Annotated in this window: 14 protein-coding genes; 3 read left to right on the forward strand and 11 right to left on the reverse strand. The window is 70.1% G+C overall.

From position 1 onward, the window contains the following. The 4 genes from pucL to ACFY3V_RS02095 form a co-directional block, all read right to left on the reverse strand. Complete coding sequence (gene pucL / locus ACFY3V_RS02080; RefSeq protein WP_389769063.1) at nt 1–903, reverse strand: factor-independent urate hydroxylase; 903 nt, start codon at nt 901–903, stop codon at nt 1–3. Beyond that, nucleotides 904–1,215 (reverse strand): hydroxyisourate hydrolase, encoded by a 312-nt coding sequence (gene uraH / locus ACFY3V_RS02085; protein WP_389769066.1) that lies wholly within the window; start codon nt 1,213–1,215, stop codon nt 904–906. It lies immediately after the preceding gene. A gap of 126 nt (nt 1,216–1,341) precedes the next feature. After that, on the reverse strand, nt 1,342–2,004 hold the full coding sequence (locus ACFY3V_RS02090; RefSeq protein WP_389769069.1) for a 2-oxo-4-hydroxy-4-carboxy-5-ureidoimidazoline decarboxylase: 663 nt from the start codon (nt 2,002–2,004) through the stop codon (nt 1,342–1,344). A 442-nt stretch (nt 2,005–2,446) separates the two neighbouring features. Continuing rightward, complete coding sequence (locus ACFY3V_RS02095; RefSeq protein WP_389769072.1) at nt 2,447–3,604, reverse strand: RNA-guided endonuclease InsQ/TnpB family protein; 1,158 nt, start codon at nt 3,602–3,604, stop codon at nt 2,447–2,449. Between the two features lie 63 nt (nt 3,605–3,667). Between ACFY3V_RS02095 and tnpA the strand changes: the two genes are divergently transcribed. Next, entirely contained in the window at nt 3,668–4,063 is a 396-nt protein-coding gene (gene tnpA, locus ACFY3V_RS02100; RefSeq protein ID WP_389769075.1) for an IS200/IS605 family transposase, read from the forward strand. A gap of 106 nt (nt 4,064–4,169) precedes the next feature. Next, on the forward strand, nt 4,170–5,009 hold the full coding sequence (locus ACFY3V_RS02105; protein ID WP_389769078.1) for a deoxyribonuclease IV: 840 nt from the start codon (nt 4,170–4,172) through the stop codon (nt 5,007–5,009). A 1,254-nt stretch (nt 5,010–6,263) separates the two neighbouring features. On the opposite strand, the gene ACFY3V_RS02110 is transcribed toward ACFY3V_RS02105, so the two are convergent. Genes ACFY3V_RS02110 through ACFY3V_RS02120 form a run of 3 tightly spaced genes read right to left on the reverse strand, consistent with a single transcriptional unit; the run spans nt 6,264 to nt 9,037 of the window. Then, nucleotides 6,264–7,052 carry a LytTR family DNA-binding domain-containing protein gene (locus ACFY3V_RS02110; RefSeq protein ID WP_350948010.1) on the reverse strand — a complete coding sequence of 263 codons (789 nt, stop codon included), beginning with the start codon at nt 7,050–7,052 and terminating at the stop codon, nt 6,264–6,266. Nucleotides 7,053–7,102: 50 nt separating this feature from the next. Next, nucleotides 7,103–8,347, reverse strand: coding sequence for a histidine kinase (locus tag ACFY3V_RS02115; protein WP_362895600.1), 1,245 nt, complete (start codon nt 8,345–8,347; stop codon nt 7,103–7,105). Between the two features lie 48 nt (nt 8,348–8,395). Beyond that, on the reverse strand, nt 8,396–9,037 hold the full coding sequence (locus ACFY3V_RS02120; RefSeq protein WP_389769082.1) for a molybdopterin-dependent oxidoreductase: 642 nt from the start codon (nt 9,035–9,037) through the stop codon (nt 8,396–8,398). Between the two features lie 350 nt (nt 9,038–9,387). On the opposite strand from ACFY3V_RS02120, the gene aroF reads away from it, so the two are divergent. Next, complete coding sequence (gene aroF, locus ACFY3V_RS02125; protein WP_350948008.1) at nt 9,388–10,425, forward strand: 3-deoxy-7-phosphoheptulonate synthase; 1,038 nt, start codon at nt 9,388–9,390, stop codon at nt 10,423–10,425. A 131-nt stretch (nt 10,426–10,556) separates the two neighbouring features. Here the strand turns inward: aroF and thiI are convergent, their stop codons facing one another. The 4 genes from thiI to ACFY3V_RS02145 form a co-directional block, all read right to left on the reverse strand. Next, a complete protein-coding gene (gene thiI / locus ACFY3V_RS02130) occupies nt 10,557–11,759 on the reverse strand; it encodes a tRNA uracil 4-sulfurtransferase ThiI (protein ID WP_350948007.1) in 1,203 nt (400 codons plus the stop codon). 221 nt (nt 11,760–11,980) lie between these two features. Further along, a complete protein-coding gene (locus tag ACFY3V_RS02135) occupies nt 11,981–12,610 on the reverse strand; it encodes a response regulator transcription factor (RefSeq protein ID WP_362895840.1) in 630 nt (209 codons plus the stop codon). 180 nt (nt 12,611–12,790) lie between these two features. Next, entirely contained in the window at nt 12,791–13,900 is a 1,110-nt protein-coding gene (gene macS / locus ACFY3V_RS02140; RefSeq protein WP_389769087.1) for a MacS family sensor histidine kinase, read from the reverse strand. 307 nt (nt 13,901–14,207) lie between these two features. After that, a complete protein-coding gene (locus tag ACFY3V_RS02145; RefSeq protein WP_350948005.1) occupies nt 14,208–15,233 on the reverse strand; it encodes a 6-phosphofructokinase in 1,026 nt (341 codons plus the stop codon). Nucleotides 15,234–15,249 lie beyond the last annotated feature (16 nt).

A 15,249-nucleotide genomic window follows, 5' to 3' on the forward strand; every position in this document is an offset into this window, starting at 1 on the left:
TCACTCCCAGGCGAAGCGGGCGTCGGGGGCGTCGTCGCGGAGCACGTCGCCCTCGATCAGCCCGTAGGGACGGTCGGCCGCGTAGAACACCTCGTTGGGGTTGTCCAGCCCGAACGGGGTGAGGTCGACCAGGAAGTGATGTTTGTTGGGCATCGCCAGACGCACCTCGCAGACCTCCTCTCTGGCGTTCAGTACCCGCTCGCCCATCGCGTAAAGGGTCTGCTGCAGCGACAGGCTGTAGGTCTCGGCGAACGCCCCGAGCAGGTGGCGGCGCACCTCGTCGTACGACTCCCGGTACGCCGTCCGCTGCCCGGCCGCCCCCGGCAGGTGCCGCCAGCGCGCCGAGACGGCGGTGGCGAGGACGCGATCCTTGGTGGGGGCGAGGGTGGTGTACTCGTCCTGGATGAAGCCGGAGAACTCCGAGTCGGTCGAGTTGAGCACCGTCAGGTCCCTCAGCCCGGAGACCACGGTGGTGGTGCCGTCGCGGTCGTGGTGCACGACGCAGGTGCGCGTCTCCCTTCCCGAGCGGACGAAGGAGTGCCGCCCGCCCTTCTTCTCGGCCTCCTCCGACACCGGGATGCGGTCCCAGAAGTGCTCCTCGATCTCCACGCGGGCGTGGTGGACGGTGGGCTGCGCCTCCACGTAGTGACGGGCCAGCAGGATCGCGAAGTCCTCGATCTCCGCCACGCCGTACTTCCTAGCGAAGGCGTACACGGTGTTCTTCTGCGTGTCGGTCGGCAGGACCGCGGCGTTGTCGCCGGTGAGGTGGACCTCCTCCATCGTGCCCGACAGCGCCGAGCCGACGGTGACGTCCTTGATGTGGTGGACGCCGCCGTCCCTGACGACGCGGACCAGGCGGGTCTCCGCCTTGCCGTAGCGGTTGGGACCGAGAACGACGGCCATCTAGCTCCCTCGATACGTCGAGTAGGCGAACGGGCTGAGCAGCAGGGGAACGTGGTGGTGCTCACCGGGGTCCGCCACCGTGAAGTCGATCGAGACCCGGGGGTAGAAGGCGTCCACCGCGCGGGCGGCGAAGTAGCCGCCGGTGTCGAAGACCAGGCGGTGCTCTCCCGCCCCGCAGGTCCACCCCGCGATCCGCCCGTCGGCGTCGGTGACCCCCTCGGCGAGCACCTCGCCGCCCCTTTCCAGGCGTACGGCGACCCCCGCCGCGGGCCTGCCCAGGGCGGCGTCCAGCACGTGGGTGGACAGGCTCATGCGGGACCTTCCTCTGGCGTGCGGTTTTCGAGGAGTACGCGGTTCGTGATGGCAACTCGGGGCGCGAGGCTCATGGGGCATCCCCCGGAGACACGGAATCCGTGACGGCTTTCCGAGGCGCGGAGCTCATGGGGCGGCTCCCAGGAGTTTCGCCAGCCGCAGACGGGTGATCTTCGCGAGTTCGGTCCTGACGACGTCCCGCTCGGTGTCCTCGTCGTTGCCGAGCCGCTCGGTGAGACGGACCAGCATCTCCTCCGCCGACAGACCGGTGGCGCAGATCAGGTAGACGTGACCGAACCGCCGCTCGTAGGCGCGGTTGCCCTCCGCCAACCTGTCGAGGATGTCCTTCCCCGCCGTGTCCACCCCCGCCTGCTCCCCGCGCGACCAGGCCGCCTCCCTTTCCGAGTGTTCCGGACGTTCCTGGTGTTCCGGGTGCCCCGGGCGTTCCGGGTGTCCTTCCGGGCGATCGGCCGACCCGGAACCCGGCACCGGCCCTCCCTCGCGGGACGGCTCCTCGGCGGGGGGCCGCTCCGCCGCGCGAGGCGGCTCGCCGATCCGGGGGTGGGCGGCCAGCGCCTCGCGGACACCGGACCAGTCCAGCCCTCGTACGACGGCCTCCGCCGTCTCGGCCAGCCGGTCGAGGTCGCGGTAGGGGCGCGACGCGGCCACCTCCCGGGCGAAGGCCCGGCAGGCGCAGCAGGCGAGCAGACCGGCCTCGGCCTCCTCGGCGCCCAGCGCGTTGAACGCGGCCAGCCCCGAAACCGGTGGCGCGGAGTTCACGTTAGGCATGGCAGCAGTACACACACCACCGGTGTGTGCGGTCCAGCGCCACGAAGCGCAAACTGAGCCATGATTTGCCCCGGATTTTCGTAACATGCTCCAAACTCGTTGATCTTCACCCTCCGCCCGCCTCCGTGATGTGCGCCGGGAAGCCCTGCGAGAGTGCCGAACCGGCCCCTGTCAAGGGGGCCCACGAAACGGTCCGGGCGGCCCGCCGGATCACCGCCGGACCGTCGCGGGTCGCCCGCCCGATCCCGTACATCACCCGGTCCCGCCCCGCCCTCGCGCACCACCGTCCCATCCATGAGCACCGAAAGGTACAAAGCGTCGGCGGCCGAGGCCACGCGATAAGAAACGCCGATCGCCGGGAGCGGGCCTGTCCCCTGGACGGTGCCTAAAATGGTGGCACTTTAACGACATCCCCACGGATGAATCCGGGGGATTTCCCAGCTCAGACTGCACCTGATCCACCGTCCCGGAAGGAGGCGATCTGATGTCTGACGTCGTCGGCACTGGCACGGTCGCGTTCGGCCGTGGCGAGGATCGTCCTCGCGGCGTTGAGGTCGCGGTCCGCGGTGTATCCGCAGGCCGCGCACTCGAAAGTCCGTACACCCAATCCGAGGCGGAGATTGGCTCTCTCGCCGCACTCGGAGCAGGTCATCGTGGTGTAGGCGGGCGGCACCAGCACCACCTTCCGGCCCGCCCGCGTGCCACTTTCGATCAACTGTCGTTTGCACGCGCCGATCGCGGCGTCCGCGGCCTTGCGGGCCATGGACGTGCCGGCCAGGAACTTCGGCTTGAAGTCCTCGATGGCGATCAGCGTGTGGCGATCGACGATGTTCTTGGCCCAGACGCGGGCATCGTGGGTGTTTTGCCGGGCTGCTTTTTTCGCGATCCGGGCTGCCTGCCGTTTCGCGGTCAGGTAGCCCTTCGACGCCGGGCGGCCTTTCGGTCGGCGGCGGCGGGCCATCTTGCGCTGGGCTTTGGCCAGTTCGGCGGCGCAGCGCTTGCGGTGGCCGAGGTGCGGCAGGTCGAAAGCCGGGTCGGTGGTGGTGGCGGTGGCCTTCACGCCCCAGTCGACACCGATCCCCGGCAGATCCGCATCCGAAGGTTCGACCTGGTCGCGGCGGACCACGAAGGACGCGTACCAGTGGCCGAGATTGTCTTGGTAGACGCGGACGCTGGCCGGTTCGGACGGCAGGTCGCGCGACCACAGGACCGGGACGGCCACCTTGCCGGGCAGGCACAGCCGATCGTTCTTGATCGAGAAACCCCGGGTGGTGTACTCCAGGCTCGGCAGCGCGTCCTTCTTGCGTTTTTTCTTCGGACGGCCACGACCTTTGACCTTGAACGAGGCGTCCAGGGCGGCACAGTAGGTACGCAGCGTCTGCTGCTGAGCCACTTGCGAGCCGGCCCGCAGCCAAGACAGCCGGGACCGGGCCTCGGTCAGCATCTTCGACAGTTTGCCGAACGTCGGCCTGCGGCCCGACTTCTGCTGATGCACGGCCTCGTTCCACAGCCACCGGCAGCGCGACCACTCTTGGAGCAGTGCGGCCTGCGCCTGGCGGCCGGGCCGCAGGCGGTAGGTGTAACGCACTGTCTCGATCATGCCGATTACTATACAGGTCCTAGCTGTATAGTCGAAAGCGTGGACGAAATCCGATCAAACAACATGGACGAAATCCGATCGAACAACAACGTCGTGTACCGCTGCACCTACCACGTCGTCTGGTGCCCGAAGTACCGCCGGGACGTCATCAAGGGTGACGTCGACACCCGGCTCAAAGAGATCATCCGCGAGGTGTGCGTCGAACGCGACACCCCCATAGCCGAGCTGGAAACCATGCCCGACCATGTGCGCCTGCTGGTCACCTGCGACCCGCAGTACGGCATCCACCGGCTGGTCAAGCAGATCAAGGGCCGATCCTCACGCCTGCTGCGCACCGAGTTTCCGCACCTCAAGTCCCGGATGCCGACCCTGTGGACCAACAGCTACTTCGTCGCCACCGTCGGCGGCGCGACACTGGAGATCGTGAAGAGGTATGTCGAGAACCAGCGCAACGTCTGACCAGACGCCCATCCGCCTTGGCAGCGGACGGGCTACCCGTAACCTGCTCCGCAGGAGTTCCGCTTCCTCCCACGGCTAAAGCCGGGGTTTCCACGGAAGGATCCTGATGACTTCACTCTCCCCCATCGGCGGGCACGTCTCCGTCACCGGTGGCCTCGCCAAGGGCGGGCTGCGCTACGCCGCGGACATCGGCGCCGAGATGATCCAGGTGTTCGTCAGCAACCCCCGCGGCTGGGCGCTCGCCGCAGGCGACCCCGTCCAGGACGCCAAGCTGCGCGAATCGGGCGTGCTCTCCTTCGTGCACGCCTCCTACCTGGTCAACATGGGGTCTCCCAGTCCCGAGACGCTGGAGAAGTCGGTGGCCGCCGTGCGGCACAACCTGCTGCGTGCCCACGCGATCGGTGCGAAGGGAGTGGTGATCCACACGGGATCGGCGGTGAGCCAGTCCCGTGAGGCCGCCCTGCGGCAGTTGCACGAGCATCTCCTGCCGCTCCTGGAGGAGATCCCCGAGGACGGCCCCGATCTGCTGCTGGAGTCGATGGCCGGGCAGGGCGGGGTCCTCTGCGCGACCGTCCAGGACCTGGAGCCCTACCTGGAGGCCCTCGGCTGGCATCCGAAGGCGGGGATCTGTTTCGACACCTGCCACGTCTTCTCCGCCGGGCACGACCTGTCGACCTCCGAGGGCCTCAACGAGACCCTGGACGCCCTGCACGCGATCGCCCCCGGGCGCCTCAAACTGGTCCACGCCAACGACTCCAAGGACCCGTGCGCCTCCCGGAGGGACCGGCACGAGAACATCGGCGCCGGCCACATCGGCGCCGCGTCCTTCGCCGAGATGATGCGCCACCCCGTGGTGGCGGGCGTCCCGTTCTGCATCGAGACGCCGGGCGGCGCGGAGAAGCACCGCGAGGACATCGACCTGCTCAAGAAGCTCCGCGACACCTGACGCGACGACCGGCCTCACCCGCGTGCCCGGTCCGGCCTCCACCCGAACAGCCGTCCCGCCCGCTCACCTCGGCGTTCACCCGACGAGTCGTCCCGGCGTCCGTTCACCCGAACGTTCGCCCCGGTTTTCCTTCGGGTGTTCGTCCGGGCGTTCGCCGTCCGGCAGAGCCCGCGTCATCGGGCTCGTGGGGTCGGACGGGACGCCCGTCCTCGTGATCCGACCGCCCCCGTGTGGCCGGATCACGGTCCGGCCCGTCGGCTGGCGCGGGCGTCCCGTCATATCGGAGATCGGCGGCCCCTCCCCTTCTGGCCGAGGACCCGGCGGCCGAGTGACCGGATGTCGCCGGCTCTCGACGGTCACCCGATGTCCGCACGTCAGGTCTTACCCGAGCCTCGCGGCCCTCTGTCCCCCCCTGACGCGGCGGGTCCCGTTCTCCGATGAGGGAACACTAGAGGCGCGTCCAGACGAGCGAGCGGCGCTTTCCCTCCAGCGCGATTAACGGTTCGTAGTTGTCGATGTGCGGAGAGTGCCGACGCGACGAGCGGCCGCCGACGGGCGACGAACGGTCGATCGGGGGCTCGTGGGGCCCGTGTGAACACCGGTCGGCAGGGCGCGCGAAACGCCCGCCGGTGAGCGGAGTCCGCGACCGGGAGTCCGGCGACGACAGGTGGGCGTCCCAGGCGGGGGGCTTACTCCAGGCGCAGGCCTCCCGGCCCACTGTCGAGTCGGGTGCGGGCCTCCCCGGCTCACCGCCGAGGCGGGTGCGGGTTACCCCGGACCGATCGCCTGGACGGGCACGCGTCGCCCAGGACCAACCGCCGGGACGGACGCGGGTCACCGGGAGCAGGCCGTCGGGGGCCGCGATCAGGGACACGGACGAAGGGGGCGCGCCGGGGTCCACGCGGGCGTGAATCGCCACAGGAGGCCGCGACGACCCGGTCCTCGAGAAGGAAACTCCCACAGCGGTCTACGGCCGCGAGAGAGGCAAGGAGCCGCCGGGGAAACCCCGCACGGCGTCCGGTAGAACGCCCGCGAAAGCCACGAAAGGCAGAGAACGGGCGGGACCCGCCCCGACCCCGCGTCTTCGAGAGGTGAGCCCTGACCGTCAGCGCCGGGTTCGCGCCGACGAAGCCGACGAAGCGGGTGCGACGGAACTCCCATCGGAGCCGGGCCGATGCGACGGAATTCCCGTGAGGAGGAAGCGACCGGACCCGTTGGACGGGGCTCCTCGATCCGCGAGGGAGATGCGGGTGGCTAGCGCAGGGCGGCGGAGGGCAGGGGCCTGGTCCGGGTCACGCCGGGGACGGCCGGGCGGTCGCGGAACTGGCGGACGAGCCGCTCGCGGACCTGGCGGGTGTGGCGGCGGCTGACCGGGAGCGTCTCGGTGCCGACCCTGAGCATCACCCGGCCGCCGTCGAAGCGCAGCTCGCTCACGTGCCGCACCGAGACGAGCGTGCTGCGGTGCACCCTGATGAACCCCGATCCCGCCCACCGCCGCTCCAGCGCGGCGAGCGGCATGCGGACCAGGTAGCTGCCCTCGTCGGTGTGCAGCCGGACGTAGTCCCCCTGCGCCTCGGCGAACCAGACCGCCTGCTGGGGCACGAACCTCGTCCGTCCGGCGAGCTCGACCGGGATGACGTCCTCGGGCACGAGGGCGGGCGCCGCGGGAACCATTGACTCCAGACGCCGCACCGCCTCGGCCAGCCGGTCGGCCCTGACCGGTTTGAGCAGGTAATCCACCGCCTCCAGCTCGAAGGCCTGCACCGCGCAATCCTCGTGGGCGGTGACGAAGACCAGCCGGGGCGGGTTGGGGAAGCCCGCGATGAGCCTGCCCAGGTCGAGGCCGTCGAGGCCGGGCATCCGGATGTCGAGGAAGACCCCGTCCAGCCGCTCACCCGTACCGATCATCTGGACCATGTCCTGGAGCGCGGTGACACCGCCCAGGGCTGTGGAGACGTGCTCGATCCGGGGGTCCTGGCGGAGGAGATGGGCGATCTCCTCAAGAGCGGGGACCTCGTCGTCAACGGCCAGGACTCGCAACATGGCCCTACGCTGCCCTTCCAATCGCATCCACCGCAAGCCCCGCGGCGACTTCAGGTAATAGTTTGACTACAAATAGCTATCGGCGGTGGGAGCTTGGGAACGCGGAGTCTCACCGTGGTGCCCGCGTTCGGGGCACTCTCCACGACCAGGCCGTAGTCCTCTCCGTACATCTGACGGAACCGCACGTCGACTCCGGCCAGCCCGATCCCCCCCTCCCCGTCCTCGGGCGGGCCTCCCGGTGAGCCCTCATGTGAGCCTTCGCGCGGGAAGCCGCCGTCGAGGAGCAGCCGGGTCCGCTCGGGTGGCATGCCCAGGCCGTCGTCCTGCACGCTGATGTGGGCCTCGGGTCCGGCGTCGCTGACGACCACCCGGACCTCGCCGCGCTGTCCCGCCGCGGCCACCCCGTGCTTGACGGCGTTCTCCACCAGGGGTTGCAGGCAGAGGAACGGGACGGAGAGCGACAGCACCTCCGGCGCGACCTTGAGGGTGACGTGCAGCCGGTCGCCGAACCTGGCACGTTCCAGCAGCAGGTAGCGATCCACGCAGTGCAGTTCCTCGGCGAGGGTGGCGAAATCACGGGCCCGGCGCAGCGCGTACCGGTTGAAGTCGGCGAACTCCACCAGCAGTTCCCGCGCCCGGTCGGGGTCGGTACGGACGAACGAGGCGATGGTGGTCAGCGCGTTGTAGACGAAGTGCGGGGACATCTGGGCGCGCAGCACCCGCATCTCGGCCTCCATCGTCCGCCGCCGCGAGGAGGCGACCTCGGCCAGCTCCAGCTGCCCGGAGACCCAGCGGGCGACCTCGGTGACGGTACGCGCCAGTGCCGCGCCCATCACGGTGTCGTACGCGGCGAGTGCGCCGACCACCCGCCCGTCGACGGTGAGCGGTACGACGACGCCGCTCCGGATGACGCAGCCTGGCGTGCCGCAGCTCAGATCCTGTCCTGCCACCGCCCGAGGGCCGGCCGGGGCCAGGAGGCCGCGGGCGTGCTCGGGCAGGTGGTCGCGATGGCAGCCCGCCGCGCCGTCCCAGGCGAGCAGGCCGCCGGTGTCGGCGACCGCGACGGCGCCGGTGCCCAGCAGGGCGCGCAGGTGGCGGGCCGCCTTGCCGGCGGACTCGCGGGTGAGCCCGGCCCGCAGCGAGGGTGCCGCCATCGCCGCGATGTGCAGTGCGAGGAAGGTGGCCTCGTCCATCGGGGTGCCCGAACGGTCCGGATGCTCCCGGCGCGGGCGGGGGAGGAGGAATCCGAGGATGGCGCTGAAGGCGCAGAGCAGCGTCCAGCCGGTGGTCGACATGCGGGAAACGGTAGTCAACCGACCCCTCTGATCAGGGGCGAACACCGATCACGGTGGACCTTCGCCCGCTTCCTCCTGATAGGAGTAGCGCTGCTCACGCCAGGGGTCGGCGATGTTGTGGTAGCCGCGCTCCTCCCAGAAGCCGCGTTTGTCCTCCAGCAGGTATTCCACGGCGCGGACCCACTTGACGCTCTTCCAGGCGTACAGGTGCGGGACGATCATCCGCACCGGGAAGCCGCGCTCCGGGGAGATGGGTTTCTCGTCGAACTCCAGCGCGAACATCGTCTGGGGGCGGGTGAAGTCGCCGATGCGGATGTTGGCGCTGTAGCCGTACTCACCCCAGATCATCACGTGCCTCACGTCGGGCGCGGGCGGGGCGATCTCCATCAGCGTCGCCGTGGACACCCCGTTCCACTCGTTGCCCATGATCGAGAACTTGGTGACGCAGTGGAAGTCGGCCACGATCGTGGTGCGTGGCAGTTCCGAGAACTGCGGCCAGCTGAAGCGGTGCTGCTCGCCGGAGGCGGTCGCCCCCATGACGTGCAGCTGCCAGGTCGCCGGGCGGAACGTGGGCACCCGGCCGTAGTGGATCACCGGCCTGCCCCGTGGGACGTACTGGCCCGGGGGCAGGCGAGACTCCTCCGAAGGTTCGGACTGCTCCACCATCACTCCCCTCGCCGTTTCCCCCATGGCACGGGGTAATCCTGCCATCGCGGATTTCCCGGCCTCTCGGTGGCTGTCGCATAGCGCTCTTCTGCCTGGCCCCGGGGTCGCGGGAAGGGTGTGCTCTCCGCGTGCGCTATCATTTCCCGCTATGCGCACCGCGTTCTGGTTTTGGTATGGCGACGGACCCTCAGGTCGGACCGTTCGCCTCCAGATGCTGCGCTGACAGCCTGGCGAACAGAAGGCCCCGGGTCCGGTTTTCGGACCCGGGGCCTTCTGCTTTTCCGGCCTTCGTCGAGAACGTCACAACCACTGCAGGAAACATCGGAGCCGGCCGGGATCGGCGGGCGCCGACGGAGTGATCGAGAGGGAGAGAAATGGTCATCGTCATGGGTCCGGACGCCACGCGGGAGGACGTCGAGTCGATCGTGAAGATCATCAGCTCGGTGGGAGGGGAGGCGTTCGTCAGCCGGGGGGTGAGCCGCACGATCATCGGCCTGGTCGGCGACATCGCCCAGTTCGCCACCCTCGACCTGCGCGGGATGCCCGGGGTGGCCGACGTGATGCGGGTGAGCGCGCCGTACAAGCTGGTGAGCCGCGACAACCATCCCGAACGGTCCACCGTCCGCGTCGGCGGCGTGCCGATCGGCCCGGACACGGTCACCCTGATCGCCGGGCCGTGCGCGGTGGAGACCCCGGAGCAGACCCTGAAGGCCGCCCTGATGGCGAAGGCCGCCGGTGCCACCCTGCTGCGCGGCGGCGCCTACAAGCCCCGCACCTCCCCGTACGCCTTCCAGGGGCTCGGTGAGGCGGGCCTGCGCATCCTCGCCGACGTGCGCGAGGAGACCGGGCTTCCCGTCGTCACCGAGGTCGTCGACGCCGCCGACGTCGAACTGGTCGCCTCCTACGCCGACATGCTCCAGGTCGGCACCCGCAACGCGCAGAACTTCGCGCTGCTGCAGGCCGTCGGCGCCGCCGGCAAGCCGGTGATGCTCAAGCGCGGGATGAGCGCCACCATCGAGGAGTGGCTGATGGCCGCCGAGTACGTCGCCCAGCGCGGCAACCTCGACATCGTGCTGTGCGAGCGCGGCATCCGCACCTTCGAGACCGCCACCCGTAACACCCTGGACGTCTCGGCGGTGCCGCTCGCCCAGCGGCTGTCGCACCTGCCGGTGATCGTCGACCCGTCCCACTCGGGCGGGCACCGCGACCTGGTCCTGCCCCTCACCCGCGCGGCCATCGCCGTCGGCGCCGACGGTGTGATCATCGATGTGCACCCGAACCCCGCCCAGGCCCTCTGCGACGGCCCTCAGGCGCTGGTCGACGCAGACCTGGAGGAGCTCGCCCAGGTGATGGAGCACCTCCCGCCGCTGCTGGGCAAGGTCGCCGCCGGCGACCTTCTCGCCCCCGCCTGACGGGAGCCGCCGGTTCGGTCTCACCGGTCGGCTCGGTAGCCCCTCAGTAGCGCCCCTGTGGCCCTCGTGGCCCCTCGGTGGCCCCGGTAGCCACCCCCCTCGGGCGACGCCCGTCGCCCGAGGGGGGTGGTTCAGGCGTCGAGCCTGTACTCCTGCAGGGACCCGGCGAGCTGGACGGCAAGCTCCTCGGCGTCCAGGCGGCGCTCGATCTTCTTCAGGTCGGCGACCTTCGCGGCGGTCTCGGCCCGGCGGGGGGCGAGAAGCGTGCAGCAGTCCTCGTCGGGCAGCTCGGAGATCGCCAGGGTGCCGATGCGGCGCGCCTCGGCCATGATCTCGGTCTTGTCGAGGCCGATGAGGGGGCGCAGGATCGGCATGTCGACGGCGTCGTCCTGGGCGGTGATGTTCTGCAGCGTCTGCGAGGAGACCTGTCCCAGGGAGTCACCGGTGACCAGGGCGCCGGCGCGCAGGCGACGGGCGACCTCCTCGCCGGTCTTCAGCATCAGGCGCCGCTGGGTGATGATCGCCAGGCGGTCCTGTCCCGAAGCCTTGATCGACTGCTGGGCCTTGCCGAAGGGGACGACCCACAGCCGGGACCCGCCCTGGAACTTGTCGAGCGCTCTGACCAGCGCGTACGCCTTGTAGATGGACTCGGAGGTGGTGAAGGGGATGCCGGAGAAGTGCAGGAAGTCGACCCGCAGGCCCCGGCGCATCATCCGGTAGGCGGCCACCGGGGAGTCGATGCCGCCCGACATCAGCACCAGGCCCCTGCCGCTGGTGCCGACCGGCAGCCCGCCCTGGCCGGGCTGCCCGCCGGTGAAGACGAACGCCTCGTCGCGGTCGACCTCGATGGAGACGACCAACTCCGGGCGCTTCAGGTCGACCGGCAGGCCGTAGATGTCGTTGAGCTCGCCGCCGACCGAGCGGTCCAGCTGCATCGAGGTGAGCGGGAAGCGCTTGTCGCGGCGACGGGAGCGGACCGCGAAGGAGACGCCGCGCCTCACGTCGTCGCGGTCGGCCAGCAACTCGATGGCCGCCTTGGTGATCGCCGAGGGGTCCTTCTCCACCCGCCAGGCGCGGTGCACCCAGACCAGGCCGGGGACGTACGAGACGCGCTCGGCGACCGCGTCGGCGACCTCGACCTCGCTGCCGTCCGGCAGGAAGAGCGCGATGACACCGTGGCGCTGCCGTACGTCGACCTTGACGCCGACGTCCTTCAGGGCGGCCTTGATGTTGGCCTGCAACCTGCGTTCGAAGAGCTCGCGGTTGTTGCCCTTGAGGACGACCTCGCCCAGTTTGAGCAGAACGCAGGGCTCGCCCAAGGCGGACATGGTCATGGTGCGACCTCCGGTGGAGCTTCGAGGGGAACGGGGAGTCGGGGACGTCGGGGAGTCACCGTCAAGTCTCTCGCGTACTCGCGTAAAGACAACGTCTCGACCTTGCCACTTTAGTCGCGCCGTCAATCCGATTGCGCCGTCGCCCGGATCGTCGCCCGCACCCCGCCGAGACCCGTCCACGTGATCGCCGTCTGGACGCCTCCGCCACACCCGAGTCGCCCCTACGACCCGTCGAGGCCCTGTTCGATCGCGTAGCGGACCAGTTGCACCCGATTGTGGAGCTGGAGCTTGTTCAGCGTGTTCTGGACGTGGTTCTGCACCGTCCGATGGGAGAGCACGAGACGCTCGGCGATCTGCTTGTACGACAGGCCCTTGGCCACCAGGCGGAGCACCTCGGTCTCCCGCTCGGTCAGGCGGGGCGTCGCCTCGGGCGCGGGTCTGGCCGCCAGCCTGCGGTACTCCCCCAGGACGAGTCCCGCCAGCCCTGGAGTGAACACCGCGTCGCCCTCGGCGGTGCGCCTGACCGCGTCGAGGAACTCCTCCTTGCTCGCGGATTTCAGGAGATATCCGGACGCGCCCGCCTTGATGGCCTCCAGCACGTCCTCCTGCTCGCCGCTGGCCGACAGGACCAGCACGCGGGGCGGCGGCTTCGACGCGGCCAGGCTCCTCGCCACCTCGACCCCCGGCAGGTCGGGCAGCTGCAGATCGAGCACGACCAGCTCCGGCCGGACCGCCGCGGCCACCCGGACGGCTTGGCGCCCCTCCCCGACCGTGGCCACGACCTCGTACCCGGCCTCGGCCAGATCCCTGGCCACCCCGTCCCTCCACATCGGGTGGTCGTCCACCACCATCACGCGCATTGGCCCACCTTAGGACTGTTCCGTCCCGGGCGACACGCCTGGAGCGGCGGTCGAGTACAGCCCACGCGGTGTTCGGCCTTCGGGTGAACCGCAGGTCGCGACAGGTCGGCCCGGCCGCGTCCGGTGTTGATCGACACTTTGTGCGGTCACTCGACCGGCTCTCTCACCGACCTAACCGACCGGGACCGACATCTCGATCTCGGTGCCCCGGCCGGGACCCGAGATCACGGTGACCGTGCCGCCGAGGTCGGCGATACGGCCCCTGACGGACTGCGCGACACCGAGGCGCCCGTCGGCGGCGGCCTCCTCCAGTCGCCCGGGGGCGATGCCCGGCCCCTCGTCCCGCACCGTCACGGTGACCAGCCCGTCCTCGCCCTCGGCGAAGACCCAGGCGGGCGCCCGCGCCCCGCAGTGGCGGGCGACGTTGTCCAGGGCGGCCCCGACCGCGGCGGCCAGCTCCGTCGCGGTGGCCGCGGGCAGGGTGAGCGGGGTCGCCGGGGCGGAGACGGTGACCGTGGCCGAGCCGTACCGGTGCAGCAGTGCGCACAGGTCCGCGGTGCCGAGGGCGGGCGGCTCCGGCCTGAGCCTGACCAACTCGCGCAGGGCGGCCTCCTGCTCGCCCGCGAGCCTGCCCAGCTCGGCCGCCTCACCACCGATCTCCTGCCCGCGCCGCTGGACCAGCGCGAGCACCTGGAGCACCGAGTCGTGGATTCCCCTCGCGAGCCGTTCCCGCTCCCGGCCGGCCGCCTCCAGCTCGATCGCCTGCTGCATGCGTTCCTCGGCCTTCTTGGCCAGCCTGGCGACGTGCCCGACGACCACACCGGCGAGGAAGAGCAGGACGGTGCCGTTGATCGGCAGCGTCTCGAAGTCGCCACCGGGAATGCCGCGCAGCCACAGGTCGGCGAGCGAGACGATCAGCGCGGCCACCGCCCCCAGCCGCCGCCCGCCGTACACTCCCCAGGCGAGCACCGCCCCGCCCATCCAGGTGCCGGTGATCGGCAGGCTGCCCTGCTGGTAGACGCCCTGTACGGCCGGGGTGGCGAGCAGGCAACCCATGGTCACGAGCATGTCGGCGGCGAGCAGAGGCCGGCCGCGGAACTCCTCGACGGAGTAGGCGAAGATCGTCGCCACGGTCCACAGCGCCATGACGCCGATCACCACCCAGCCGGTCGCCGGGTGGGCGTACCCTCCGGCGCGGATGAGCAGGACCGCCGCGTACGCGAGGGACGCGACACGGAAGACCGCGATCGCACGCCAGAACGGATCCTCGATTCCCGTCACCCCTCGCCCGCACCTTTCATCGGATAGGCGACGAGCCGCTCATCAGAAAGGCGACGAGCCGCGATGATTCGCCGACGAGAGATCCGTCCCTCTTCGGCTCCCGTTCGCCCCCGAGCGGTTCGCGCCCGGTGGGTCCCGGAGCGAGGAGGGCGATGGTGTACGGCTTGCGCCCCCGCTTCTGCCTGGTCAAGGCGCAAGCCGTACACGGAGGGGAATCGCGGGCGGCCGCCCTGCCGGGAGGTTAGGAGAGGCCGCTTGCAGAACGCTTGCAGGCGTCCCCTCAAGGGGACGCCTCGGAAAGCGTGGCTCAGCCGAAGAAGACCTCGGCCTCCTCGTAACGGCCGGTCGGCACGGTCTTCAGCTCCTTGGTGGCCTCGTCGAGACCGACCCGGACGATCTCGGTGCCCTGAAGGGCGACCATCTTCCCGAAGTCGCCCTCCTGCACCGCGTCGATCGCCTGCAGGCCGAACCGGGTGGCCAGCACCCGGTCGAAGGCCGTGGGGGTGCCACCGCGCTGGATGTGGCCGAGCACGGTGGTGCGGGCCTCCTTGCCGGTGCGCTTCTCGATCTCCTTGGCGAGAGTCTCGCCGATGCCGCCGAGCCGCACGTGCCCGAAGGCGTCGAGCTCGCCCGCCTGCAGCGCCATCTGGCCCTCGACCGGGTGCGCACCCTCGGCCACGACGATGATCGGCGCGTACTTCGTCTCGAAGCGGGACTCGACGTAGGCGCACACCTTGTCGATGTCGAAGGGCTTCTCCGGGATGAGGATGACGTTGGCGCCGCCCGCCATTCCGGCGTGCAGGGCGATCCAGCCCGCGTGGCGGCCCATGACCTCGCAGATCAGCGCGCGGTGGTGGGACTCGGCCGTGGTGTGCAGCCGGTCGATCGCCTCGACGGCGATGTTGACGGCCGTGTCGAAGCCGAAGGTGTAGTCGGTCGCGTTGAGGTCGTTGTCGATCGTCTTGGGCACGCCGACGACCTTCACGCCCTTGTCGAAGAGCTGCTTGGCCACGCCGAGGGTGTCCTCGCCGCCGATCGCGATCAGCGCGTCGACCCCGCTCTTCGCGAGGTTCTCCTTGATCCTCTCAACACCGTTTTCGATCTTGATCGGGTTCGTCCGCGACGAGCCCAGGATCGTTCCGCCACGGGGCAGGATTCCACGCACGGCATTGATGTCGAGCGGCATGGTCTCGCCCTCGAGGGGACCCCGCCAGCCGTCGCGGAACCCGACGAACTCATGCCCGTGAACACCCACTCCCTTGCGCACGACGGCGCGGATAACGGCGTTCAGGCCGGGGCAGTCGCCGCCGCCGGTGAGCACTCCGATACGCATGGCATCCTCCGGTAAT

It is taken from the genome of Streptosporangium sp. NPDC000095 (assembly GCF_042899335.1).
Taxonomy (GTDB): domain Bacteria; phylum Actinomycetota; class Actinomycetes; order Streptosporangiales; family Streptosporangiaceae; genus Streptosporangium.

Bases quoted from the DNA above. Each gene is read 5' to 3' on its own strand.
- pucL (WP_389769063.1), bottom strand. From the start codon at position 903: ATGGCCGTCGTTCTCGGTCCCAACCGCTACGGCAAGGCGGAGACCCGC.
- uraH (WP_389769066.1), bottom strand. From the start codon at position 1,215: ATGAGCCTGTCCACCCACGTGCTGGACGCCGCCCTGGGCAGGCCCGCG.
- ACFY3V_RS02090 (WP_389769069.1), bottom strand. From the start codon at position 2,004: ATGCCTAACGTGAACTCCGCGCCACCGGTTTCGGGGCTGGCCGCGTTC.
- ACFY3V_RS02095 (WP_389769072.1), bottom strand. From the start codon at position 3,604: ATGATCGAGACAGTGCGTTACACCTACCGCCTGCGGCCCGGCCGCCAG.
- tnpA (WP_389769075.1), top strand. From the start codon at position 3,668: ATGGACGAAATCCGATCGAACAACAACGTCGTGTACCGCTGCACCTAC.
- ACFY3V_RS02105 (WP_389769078.1), top strand. From the start codon at position 4,170: ATGACTTCACTCTCCCCCATCGGCGGGCACGTCTCCGTCACCGGTGGC.
- ACFY3V_RS02110 (WP_350948010.1), bottom strand. From the start codon at position 7,052: ATGTTGCGAGTCCTGGCCGTTGACGACGAGGTCCCCGCTCTTGAGGAG.
- ACFY3V_RS02115 (WP_362895600.1), bottom strand. From the start codon at position 8,347: ATGTCGACCACCGGCTGGACGCTGCTCTGCGCCTTCAGCGCCATCCTC.
- ACFY3V_RS02120 (WP_389769082.1), bottom strand. From the start codon at position 9,037: ATGGGGGAAACGGCGAGGGGAGTGATGGTGGAGCAGTCCGAACCTTCG.
- aroF (WP_350948008.1), top strand. From the start codon at position 9,388: ATGGTCATCGTCATGGGTCCGGACGCCACGCGGGAGGACGTCGAGTCG.
- thiI (WP_350948007.1), bottom strand. From the start codon at position 11,759: ATGACCATGTCCGCCTTGGGCGAGCCCTGCGTTCTGCTCAAACTGGGC.
- ACFY3V_RS02135 (WP_362895840.1), bottom strand. From the start codon at position 12,610: ATGGTGGTGGACGACCACCCGATGTGGAGGGACGGGGTGGCCAGGGAT.
- ACFY3V_RS02145 (WP_350948005.1), bottom strand. From the start codon at position 15,233: ATGCGTATCGGAGTGCTCACCGGCGGCGGCGACTGCCCCGGCCTGAAC.